Origin of the sequence: Pseudomonas sp. NPDC089741, from assembly GCF_044748825.1 — a bacterium.
GTDB classification, from domain to species: Bacteria; Pseudomonadota; Gammaproteobacteria; order Pseudomonadales; family Pseudomonadaceae; genus Aquipseudomonas; species Aquipseudomonas helmanticensis.
The window spans coordinates 231,579-241,725 of record NZ_JBIVGT010000007.1 but is presented as its reverse complement, the minus strand read 5'-3'; the positions used below and the strand labels follow the sequence as shown (position 1 = coordinate 241,725).

At 60.4% G+C, this 10,147-nt stretch carries 8 protein-coding genes; 5 read left to right on the top strand and 3 right to left on the bottom strand.

The window, feature by feature from the left end; genetic code table 11:
- The 5 genes from ACIPZE_RS10760 to ACIPZE_RS10740 all read left to right on the top strand — a co-directional run.
- On the top strand, positions 1 to 565 hold a 565-nt coding region (locus ACIPZE_RS10760), incomplete at its 5' end, for a tetratricopeptide repeat protein (RefSeq protein ID WP_400772796.1).
- Complete coding sequence (gene bamB / locus ACIPZE_RS10755) at positions 558 to 1,709, top strand: outer membrane protein assembly factor BamB (RefSeq protein WP_129395382.1); 1,152 nt, start codon at positions 558 to 560, stop codon at positions 1,707 to 1,709. The genes ACIPZE_RS10760 and bamB, both read left to right, overlap by 8 nt.
- Positions 1,710 to 1,946: 237 nt before the next feature.
- A complete protein-coding gene (gene der / locus ACIPZE_RS10750) occupies positions 1,947 to 3,416 on the top strand; it encodes a ribosome biogenesis GTPase Der (protein WP_129395380.1) in 1,470 nt (489 codons plus the stop codon).
- A 282-nt stretch (positions 3,417 to 3,698) separates the two neighbouring features.
- Positions 3,699 to 4,847, top strand: coding sequence for a pyridoxal phosphate-dependent aminotransferase (locus tag ACIPZE_RS10745; protein WP_400772794.1), 1,149 nt, complete (start codon positions 3,699 to 3,701; stop codon positions 4,845 to 4,847).
- Positions 4,835 to 5,626, top strand: a complete 792-nt coding sequence (locus ACIPZE_RS10740) for an amidohydrolase (protein ID WP_400772792.1) — start codon at positions 4,835 to 4,837, stop codon at positions 5,624 to 5,626. Before ACIPZE_RS10745 ends, ACIPZE_RS10740 begins: the two co-directional genes overlap by 13 nt.
- Positions 5,627 to 5,789: 163 nt before the next feature.
- Here ACIPZE_RS10740 and leuA read toward each other — a convergent pair whose 3' ends face one another.
- From leuA to xseA, 3 genes are all read right to left on the bottom strand, one after another.
- Complete coding sequence (gene leuA / locus ACIPZE_RS10735; RefSeq protein ID WP_053123514.1) at positions 5,790 to 7,469, bottom strand: 2-isopropylmalate synthase; 1,680 nt, start codon at positions 7,467 to 7,469, stop codon at positions 5,790 to 5,792.
- A gap of 464 nt (positions 7,470 to 7,933) precedes the next feature.
- Positions 7,934 to 8,755 (bottom strand): peptidoglycan DD-metalloendopeptidase family protein, encoded by an 822-nt coding sequence (locus tag ACIPZE_RS10730; RefSeq protein WP_129395377.1) that lies wholly within the window; start codon positions 8,753 to 8,755, stop codon positions 7,934 to 7,936.
- 3 nt (positions 8,756 to 8,758) lie between these two features.
- Positions 8,759 to 10,138, bottom strand: a complete 1,380-nt coding sequence (xseA, locus tag ACIPZE_RS10725; RefSeq protein ID WP_008082520.1) for an exodeoxyribonuclease VII large subunit — start codon at positions 10,136 to 10,138, stop codon at positions 8,759 to 8,761.
- Positions 10,139 to 10,147: the final 9 nt, after the last annotated feature.

The following is a 10,147-nucleotide window of genomic DNA, read 5'->3' as shown; positions in this document are numbered from 1 at the left end:
CGGCCTGTTGGCGCTGGTCATCGTGTTCGGCTGGCAGGCTTTTCACAAGTATCAGAGCAACCAGTCGCAAGGCGCCTCGGTGCTCTATCAGCAACTGCTGGAAACCACGCTGACGCCTGACGGCAAGCCTGATGCAGCGCGCGTGGCTGATCTGGCCGGCAAGCTCAACAGCGAATTCGGCGGTTCTGCCTACGCGCAATACGGCAGCCTGTTCGTGGCCAAAGTGGCTGTGGACAGCGGCAAGCTGGACGACGCCGCGACCGAACTGAAAGCCATCGTCGACAAACCGGCCAACCCGGCGCTGGGCGAAATCGCCCGTCAGCGTCTGGCGCAGGTGCTCGGCGCGCAGAACAAGGCTGAAGATGCCCTGAAACTGCTCGACGGCGACGCCGACAAAGCGTTCCTGGCCACTCGCGAAGAACTCAAGGGCGACCTGCTGGTGCAGTTGGGCCGCACCGATGACGCGAACAAGGCGTATCAAAAAGCCAAGGCGGCACTGTCGGATGAAGCGGCGGTCGGTGGCCTTCAAATCAAGCTCGACGACCTGGCCAAAGGGGATGCGTGACGTGATCCGTTGGAAGCATGCAGCATTGCTGGCTCTGGCCCTTCTGGCCGCGGGTTGCAGCAGCAACAGCAAGAAAGAATTGCCACCGGCCGAACTGACCGACTTCAAAGAAGAAGTGGTTCTGCAGAAGCAGTGGAGTCGTTCGATCGGTGACGGTCAGGGCGAAACCTACAACATGCTGGTGCCGGCGATCGACGGTGACACCATCTACGCGGCCGATGTGACCGGCGTGGTGATGGCCATGGATCGTGGCAACGGCGATGTGAAGTGGAAAAAGGATCTTGATCTGCCAGTCTCCGGCGCTGTTGGCGTGGGTTACGGTCTGGTTCTGATCGGTACGCTGCGTGGCGAAGTCGTTGCTCTGGACACCATCAACGGTGAAGAGAAGTGGCGCGCTCGTGTGAACAGCGAAGTCCTCGCGCCGCCGGCCAACAACGGCGACGTCGTGGTGGTGCAGACTCAGGACGATCGTCTGATCGGTCTGGATGCCTCCACCGGTACTCAGCGCTGGGTCTATGACAGCACGCCTGCCGTCCTGACCCTGCGTGGCACCAGTGCGCCGCTCGTCACCAACCGCCTCGCGGTGGCTGGCCTGTCGACTGGCAAAGTGGTCGCTCTGGACATTTCCAACGGCGTGCCGGTGTGGGAACAACGGATCGCGATTCCACAAGGCCGTTCGGAACTGGAGCGCGTGGTCGACATCGACGGCGGTCTGCTGTTGTCCGGCGGCACGCTGTACGTTGCCAGCTATCAGGGTCGCGTTGCGGCACTGGATCTGGAAAGCGGTCGTCAACTCTGGCAGCGCGATGCGTCGAGCTACGCCGGTATTGCTCAGGGTTTCGGCAGCGTTTACGTGAGCCTGTCCTCGGGCACCGTTGAAGGCGTCGACGAACGTTCCACCACAGCATTGTGGAGCAACGATTCGCTGGCTCGTCGTCAACTGTCGGCTCCGGAAGTGTTCTCCAGCTACGTTGCAGTCGGTGACCTGGAAGGTTATCTGCACTTGCTGAGCCAGGTTGACGGTCGTTTCGTCGGCCGTGAGCGCATCGACAGCGACGGCCTGCGTGCCCGTCCGCTGGTGGTGGGTGACACGATTTATGTATATGGCAACAGCGGCAAACTGGAAGCCCTGACCATCAAGTAACAACTATGCTTGGGGTTAACACCCCCAGGCAGCTTCACTTGTGAGTGTGGATGTGGGAGCGAGCCTGCTCGCGATGGGCGTCAACGATTACGCAGACGGCCTGAATAAACTCGGTGCCCTGGCGTTTTTCGCGAGCAGGCTCGCCCCCACAGAGAACACCCACAGTGTTGCCCCGAGCACCAGCCGCTGCCTCGCAGCGGCTTTTGTATTTTCTGAAATAACGAAGTGGAGAGCCGCATGGTTCCCGTAATCGCCCTGGTGGGCCGACCGAACGTCGGCAAGTCCACCTTGTTCAACCGCCTGACCAGGACTCGCGACGCCATCGTCGGCGATTTGTCCGGTCTGACCCGTGATCGCCAGTACGGTGAGGCCAAGTGGCAAGGGCGTTCCTACATTCTGGTCGACACCGGTGGTATCTCCGGTGACGAACACGGTATGGACGAAAAAATGGCCGAGCAGTCGCTGCTGGCCATTGAAGAAGCAGATGTCGTGCTGTTCCTGGTAGATGCCAAGGCCGGTTTCACCGCCGCCGACCAGATGATCGCCGAACACCTGCGCAAACGTAACAAGCGTTCCTACGTGGTAGCCAACAAGGTCGACAACATCGACCCGGAAATGGCCCGCGCTGAATTCGCTCCGTTGGGCATGGGCCACGCGATTCCTGTCGCCGGTGCTCACGGCCGTGGCATCACCCAGATGCTGGAAATCGCCCTGGGTGATTTCCCGAGAGACGAAGAAGACCCGGAAGACGGCGAAGAAGAAATCGTTGCCGAAGGCGAGGAAGCCAAGCGCATTCCTGGCCCAAGCGAAAAAGACGGCATCAAGATCGCCATCATCGGCCGTCCGAACGTCGGCAAGTCGACCCTGGTCAATCGCATGCTCGGTGAAGACCGGGTAATCGTTTATGACCAGCCCGGTACCACGCGCGACAGTATCTACATCCCGTTCGAACGGAATGAAGAGAAGTACACGCTGATCGACACCGCCGGTGTGCGCAAGCGCGGCAAGATCCACGAAGAAGTCGAAAAATTCTCCGTGGTGAAAACCCTGCAAGCGATCAAAGACGCCAACGTGGTGATCTTCGTGATGGACGCCCGCGAAGGTGTGGTCGATCACGACCTCAACCTGCTGGGCTTCGCCATCGAGTCGGGTCGTGCGCTGGTGATCGCGATCAACAAGTGGGACGGCATGACGCCGAGCGAGCGCGACTTCGTCAAGGTCGAGCTGCAGCGTCGTCTGTTCTTCGTTGATTACGCCGACATCCACTTCATCTCGGCACTGCACGGTACCGGCGTGGGCAACCTCTACGCGTCCGTACAGAACTCGTTCAAGTCGGCGGTCACCCGCTGGCCGACCAACCGTCTGACCCAGATTCTCGAAGACGCGGTTGGCGAGCACGCGCCACCGATGGTCAACAACCGCCGGATCAAGCTGCGTTACGCTCACTTGGGTGGTGCCAACCCGCCGATCATCGTGATCCACGGTAACCAGATCGAGAAAGTGCCGAAGTCGTATGTGCGCTATCTGGAGAACACTTACCGTCGTGTGCTCAAGCTGGTCGGTACGCCGATCCGCATCGAGTTCAAAGGCGGCGAGAACCCGTACGAAGGCAACAAAAACACGCTGACCGACCGCCAGGTCAACAGGAAGCGTCGGATGATGTCGCACAGCAAGAAAGCCGACAAAAAGCGCCGCGACAAGAAGTAAATCGCCGCTTGCTGACGGGCTTTTGTGGCGAGGGGATTTATCCCCGTTGGGTCGCGTAGCGGCCCCAAAACCTGTGGCGAAGGTGTAACAGGCACTCCGCATTGATAGGGTTTGCGACTGCTTCGCAGCCGAACGGGGATAAATCCCCTCGCCACAGTGTTTGGTGTTGTACGAATGAGAGAAGGGTGCCATCCGGCGCCCTTTTTTTATGGGCGCCGGATGGGCTATCCTCGGGCTCTCCCGCGCCGTCGTCAGAGCCGGGTGTTGAGCAGGGAACCCCCGATGATCACCAGTAAGCTGCCGAATGTCGGCATCACTATTTTCACGCAGATGTCTCAGCTCGCGGCGCAAACCGGAGCCATCAACCTGTCCCAGGGTTTCCCTGATTTTGACGGCCCGCAGTCGCTGCGTGACGCGGTCGGTCGGCATATTGCCAGTGGCCATAACCAGTATTCGCCGATGACTGGCCTGCCGGCGCTGCGCGAACAGATTGCGCTGAAAATCGCTCGCAGTTATGGTGTGCAGGTCAATGCCGACAGCGAAGTGACGGTCACGCCGGGTGCGACCCAGGCGATCTTCTGTGCGATTCAGGCGGTTATCCACAGCGGCGACGAAGTCATCGTGTTCGATCCTTGTTACGACAGCTACGAACCGGCGACGGAATTGGCGGGCGGTCGTTGCGTGCATGTGCAGTTGAACCCGGACGACTTCTCCATTGATTTCGACAAGCTCGCCGCGGCCCTGAGTCCGCGCACGAAAATGATCGTCATCAACACCCCGCACAACCCCAGCGGCGCCTTGATCAGCCGTGCCGAGCTGGATCAACTGGCGGCGCTGATCCGTGATCGCGACATCTATCTGATCAGCGACGAAGTCTACGAACACCTGGTGTTCGACGGCGTGCCGCACGTCAGCGTGCTGGCGCACGAAGAGCTGTATCAGCGCGCCTTCGTAGTCAGCTCCTTCGGCAAGACTTACCACGTCACCGGCTGGAAAACCGGCTACGTCGTCGCGCCACCAGCCCTGACCGCCGAACTGCGCAAAGTCCACCAGTACGTCAGTTTCTGCGGCGTCACACCGCTGCAATACGCCTTGGCCGATTACATGGCCGAGCACCCTGAACACGTCGAAGAGCTGCCGGGTTTCTATCAGGCCAAGCGTGACCTGTTCTGCGATCTGCTGACGCCATCGCGCTTCACCTTCAGCCGTGTCACCGGCACCTACTTCCAGCTGGTCGATTATTCGCAGATCCGCCCGGATTTGAATGACGTCGAAATGGCCATGTGGATGACCCGTGAGCACGGCGTGGCAAGTATCCCGGTGTCGGTCTTTTACCAGAACCCACCCGAAGGCCAGCGCCTGGTGCGTCTGTGCTTTGCCAAACGCGAGGAGACGCTGCGTGAAGCGGCGGCGCAACTATGCGCGATTTGAGTGCGTTATCCGATCTCAACCTGGCGCTGATCCAGACCACCCTGGCCTGGCATGATCGCCAGGCCAACCTTGAGCACTTCGAGCAATTGCTGGAGCAGGCGCGTGGTGCGGATCTGATCATCCTGCCGGAAATGTTCACCACCGGATTCTCCATGGAGTCAGAAACCCTCGCCGAGGCCGAACACGGCCCGACCAGCAAATGGCTGCGGGTTCAGGCGGCGAAACTCAATGCAGTGATTACCGGCAGCGTGATCATTCAGGCCGCCGACGGCAGCCACCGCAATCGCCTGCTGTGGGCACGACCGGACGGCGAAGTACTGCATTACGACAAGCGTCACCTGTTCCGCATGGCCGGTGAGCACAACCACTACACCCCCGGCGAGCGGCAGGTGCAGTTCGAACTGAAGGGCTGGCGTGTACGTCCGCTGATTTGCTATGACCTGCGTTTTCCGGTGTGGAGCCGTGATGCGCAAGACACTGATTTGCTGCTGTACACCGCGAACTGGCCGGGTGCGCGGCGTTTGCACTGGAATCGCCTGTTGCCGGCGCGAGCCATTGAAAACCTTTGTTATGTGGCGGCGGTGAATCGCATTGGTACCGACGGCAAGGGTTTTGCCTACACCGGTGACAGTCAGGTGCTGGATTTCCAGGGCGAAACCTTGCTGGCGGCGGGGGAGGCGGACGGCGTGTTCAAAGTCGTGCTGGAGGCCGCACCACTGGCGGCTTATCGCGAGCGTTTCCCGGCGAATCTGGATGCCGACACGTTCGAGCTCACCTGAGGCAGCCGATCGTTCCCACGCTCTGCGTGGGAATGCAGCCCGTGACGCTCCGCGTCACTGGACGCGGAGCGTCCCTTGAGGCATTCCCACGCGGAGCATGGGAACGATCGCAAAAAAGGCCCCGGCGTTTAAACGCCGGGGCCTTTTGCATTTCAGCAGTCGATTACGCCGCTTTCGCCTCAGGCTGGCTCAGCGAGCGGTTCAGCGCACTGAACAGTGCCTTGAAGCTGGCCGTGGTGATGTTTTCATCGATACCCACGCCGTGCACCGCACGTTCGCCATTCACTCGCAGCTCAATGTAGGCCGCCGCTTTGGCGTTGGTACCCGCGCCGATCGCGTGTTCGTTGTAGTCCATGATTTCCACCGGAATCGGCAGGCCGGCGACCAGTGCTTCCAGCGCACCGTTGCCCTTGCCGCGCCAGTGCAGGTTGGTTTCGCCCTGACCTTTGCTCGCCACTTCCACTTCAACATTGCTGTTGCCGTTTTCTTCCTGCAGGCGATGGCTGACCAGCGCGTACGGGGTGTTGGCTTGCAGGTATTCGCTGATCAACAGCGAGTGAATCTGCTTGGCCGTCATCTCCAGACCGAGACGATCGGTTTCACGCTGCACGACCTGGCTGAACTCGATCTGCATGCGACGCGGCAGGCTGATGCCGTATTCCTGCTCCAGCAAGTACGCGATGCCGCCCTTGCCCGACTGGCTGTTGACGCGGATCACCGCCTCGTAGCTGCGGCCAATGTCGGCCGGGTCGATCGGCAGGTACGGCACTTCCCACAGTGCGTCGGGTTTCTGCTGAGAGAAGCCTTTGCGGATCGCATCCTGGTGCGAGCCGGAGAACGCGGTGTGCACCAGGTCGCCAACGTACGGGTGACGCGGGTGCACCTGAATCTGGTTGCACTCCTCGACGACTTTACGCACGCCGTCGATGTCGGAGAAGTCCAGCTGCGGGTCGAGACCCTGGGTGTACATGTTCAGCGCGACGGTGACGAGGTCGACGTTACCGGTACGCTCGCCGTTGCCGAACAGGCAGCCTTCGACGCGATCGGCGCCGGCCATCAGGCCCAGCTCGGTGGCGGCAACGCCGGTGCCACGGTCGTTGTGGGTGTGCAGGCTGATGATCACGCTGTCACGACGGTTGATGTTGCGGCCGAACCACTCGATCTGGTCGGCGTAGATGTTCGGCGTCGCGCACTCAACGGTGGCGGGCAGGTTGAGGATCATCTTGTGCTCAGGCGTCGGGTTCCACACCTCGATCACCGCGTCACAGACTTCCTTGGCGAATTCCAGTTCGGTGGCGCTGAAGGTTTCCGGCGAGTATTCGAAGGTCCACTCGGTGTCCGGCTGCATCGCCGCGTATTTGACGAACAGCTTGGCCGCGTTGACCGCGATGGCCTTGATGCCGTCCTTGTCCTGGTTGAAGACGATGCGACGGAAGGAAGGCGAAGTGGCGTTGTACAAGTGAACGATGGCTTTCTTCGCGCCGCGCAGGGATTCGAAAGTACGCTCGATCAGGTCTTCACGACCCTGGGTCAGCACCTGAATGGTGGTGTCGTCCGGGATGTGGCCTTCTTCGATGAGAGTACGCACGAAGTCGAAATCGGTTTGCGAAGCGGCCGGGAACGACGCTTCGATTTCCTTCACACCGACCTGAACCAGGGTTTTCCAGAAGCGCAGCTTCTTCACCGCGTCCATCGGCTCGATCAGCGACTGGTTACCGTCACGCAGGTCGGAGCTGCACCAGATCGGCGCGGTGTCGATGGTTTTCGATGGCCAGGTGCGATCCGGCAGATTGATGACAGGAAACGCGCGGTATTTCGAAGACGGATCTTTGAGCATGCTCATCGGGAAATTCCTTATTGTCTGGGCCGAAAAGAGGCGGCCTGCCGGTGTTACGAATGTTCTGGGAAACTTGTAGGACGAGGCGCAGCGATTCAGCCCGGCAGTCGTGCGCTGACGAGGCACAGGCTGCGGTGCTGGCGAAGCTGAATGAGGGTGTGAGAGGTTTTCATGCCTTCAACCCTAACCGCGAGGGGAGAGGATGGCAAGCAGTCGGAAAAAATTGAGAGGAATACTCGGAAAGCGGGGTTTTGCAGGATTTTATTGCGCTGGAGTTCGCTGATCGTTGTGATATTTGCGCGAGGTTTGATAGGGGCGCAATCGGGGGTGATGGGGCGTCAGGGGTTTTTGAGTACCGCATAAGCCGCCTTCGCGAGCAGGCTCACTCCCACAGTTGATCGTGTTCACAACAACGGTCCAGTGTGGGAGCGGGCTTGCTCGCGAAGAGGCCATCAGCCTCACTCAATTTCTTAAGGTTGAAACGCACCAATGAAAATCGCCGGATCCACCCGCGCATCATTCAGGCTGACATTCCAGTGCATGTGTGGCCCGGTCGCGCGACCGGTCATGCCAACCTTGCCCACCACCGCGCCACGCGCCAGTTGCTGGCCATCCTTCACATCAATCTTCGACATGTGGCAGAACATGCTGATAAAGCCCTGCCCATGGTCGACAAATACCGTGTTGCCGTTGAAGAAGTAGTTGCCGATCAGAATGACCTTGCCCGCCGCCGGGGTCTTGATCGGTGTACCCGCCGGTACAGCGAAGTCGAGGCCAGCGTGCGGGTTGCGCTCTTCACCATTGAAGAAACGGCGCACGCCAAACTTGCTCGATAGCGGCCCGTTCACCGGTTTATCCAACAGCAGATTGCTCGGCGTATTCGGACTGAAGCTGCGATACGCCTTGATTTGCACGGCCAGCTCACCCTCGATGCGCTTGAGGTTCGACTGATCCGGGTTTACTTGCTGCTTGTTCTTCAGGGTGATGTGTTGTTCCGGGTATTTCTTGTTACCGACGGTGAACGGCAGATTACGTCCGCCGCTGCTGATCTGCTGCGCACCCGGCTTCACGGTCAATGGCACGCCGACAATTGCCAGCCAGTTGTTTTGCTCTTTCACCACAAGTACCGGTTTGCCCTGGTACGTGGCTTTCGGTGCCTGCGCGGCCGCGCCCAGATCAACCACCGCCACGCCGCCCGGCACAGGCTTGTTCAGCAGCCGGGTGATGTAACTGTCGGCGTGGGCATTGAAGGTCAGACAGAGCAAAAACAGTGGAGCCAGAAAACGCGGCATGGATCAGTCCAGTAAAGAGAGGGTGACAGGCGTCAGGTGATTGTCCTCGACGCGCACTTGCAGTTCGCCTTCGCCCAGTTTGGCTTTCAAACGCTGGCCGGTGTGGGTTTGCGCAGCGTTGCGGATCGCGTGGCCGCGTTCATCGAGCAGAATGCTGTAACCCCGACCGAGCGTTGCCAACGGGCTGACCACATGCAGCGTCTGCATCTGACTGTGCAGTTGCAGGCGACGGTTTTTCAGACCTTCACGCATGGCGCGCGGCAGACGTTCGGCGAGGCTGTCGAGGCGCTGGCGCAACATCGCCAGTTGCCGCCCCGGATGTTGCCCGGCGAGACGGGTTTCCAGGCGAATCAGCCGTTCGCGGCGGGTATTTAGGCTGCGCTCAAAGGCGCGGCGCATACGCATGTCCAGATCGTCCAGACGTTGCGCTTGCTGGCGCAGACGTTCGCCGGGATGCCGCAGGCGACGCGCCATGCCTTCCAGGCGCAGACGATCACGCATCAAGCGGTCCCGCATGCGCATCACCAAGCGGCGGTGCAGGCTTTCGACCTGACGGATCAAATGGCTGGAGTCGGGAGCGAGCAACTCGGCCGCCGCAGATGGCGTTGGTGCGCGCACGTCGGCAACAAAATCGCTGATCGACACATCGGTTTCATGGCCGACGGCACTGACAATCGGCGTTACACACGCATCGACCGCACGCGCCACGGCCTCTTCGTTGAAGCACCAGAGGTCTTCCAGCGAACCGCCGCCACGGGCGAGGATCAGCGCATCGAAACCACGGGCATCGGCCATTTTCAACGCACGAACGATTTGCGCGGTGGCTTCGCGGCCTTGCACAGCGGTGGGGATCAACGTCAGTTGCACCTGCGGCGCACGGCGGCGGAACACGCTGATGATGTCGCGAATCACCGCGCCGGTTGGCGAACTGATGATGCCGATGCGTTGCGGATGTGCCGGCAACGGCACTTTGCGCTCGGCACTGAACAAGCCTTCGGCGCTGAGTTTTTCCTTCAGCGCATCGAAGGCCAAGCGTAGTGCGCCATCACCGGCAGGTTCGACGGTGTCGAGAATCAGCTGATAGTCGCCACGGCCCTCGAACAACGAGACCTTGCCGCGCACCTTCACCGCCAGGCCGTCCTTCAGCGCCTGACGCACGCGCGCCGCGTTCTGCCGGAACAATGCGCAACGCACCTGCGCGCCGCTGTCCTTGAGGGTGAAATAGATGTGCCCGGACGCCGGACGGGCGAGGTTGGAGATTTCGCCTTCGACCCAGATGTTGCTGAACACGTCTTCGAGCAACACCCGCGCGCGGCCGTTGAGCTGGCTGACGGTCAGGACTTCACGGTCCAGGCCAAGTCTTGCAAAGGGATCTTTAATCATGGGGCGCAG

What these genes read in the sequence shown, in the direction of transcription:
- ACIPZE_RS10740 (WP_400772792.1), top strand. Translation starts at nt 4,835, where the DNA reads ATGCGCGATTTGAGTGCGTTATCCGATCTCAACCTGGCGCTGATCCAG.
- leuA (WP_053123514.1), bottom strand. Translation starts at nt 7,469, where the DNA reads ATGAGCATGCTCAAAGATCCGTCTTCGAAATACCGCGCGTTTCCTGTC.
- ACIPZE_RS10730 (WP_129395377.1), bottom strand. Translation starts at nt 8,755, where the DNA reads ATGCCGCGTTTTCTGGCTCCACTGTTTTTGCTCTGTCTGACCTTCAAT.
- bamB (WP_129395382.1), top strand. Translation starts at nt 558, where the DNA reads ATGCGTGACGTGATCCGTTGGAAGCATGCAGCATTGCTGGCTCTGGCC.
- ACIPZE_RS10745 (WP_400772794.1), top strand. Translation starts at nt 3,699, where the DNA reads ATGATCACCAGTAAGCTGCCGAATGTCGGCATCACTATTTTCACGCAG.
- der (WP_129395380.1), top strand. Translation starts at nt 1,947, where the DNA reads ATGGTTCCCGTAATCGCCCTGGTGGGCCGACCGAACGTCGGCAAGTCC.
- xseA (WP_008082520.1), bottom strand. Translation starts at nt 10,138, where the DNA reads ATGATTAAAGATCCCTTTGCAAGACTTGGCCTGGACCGTGAAGTCCTG.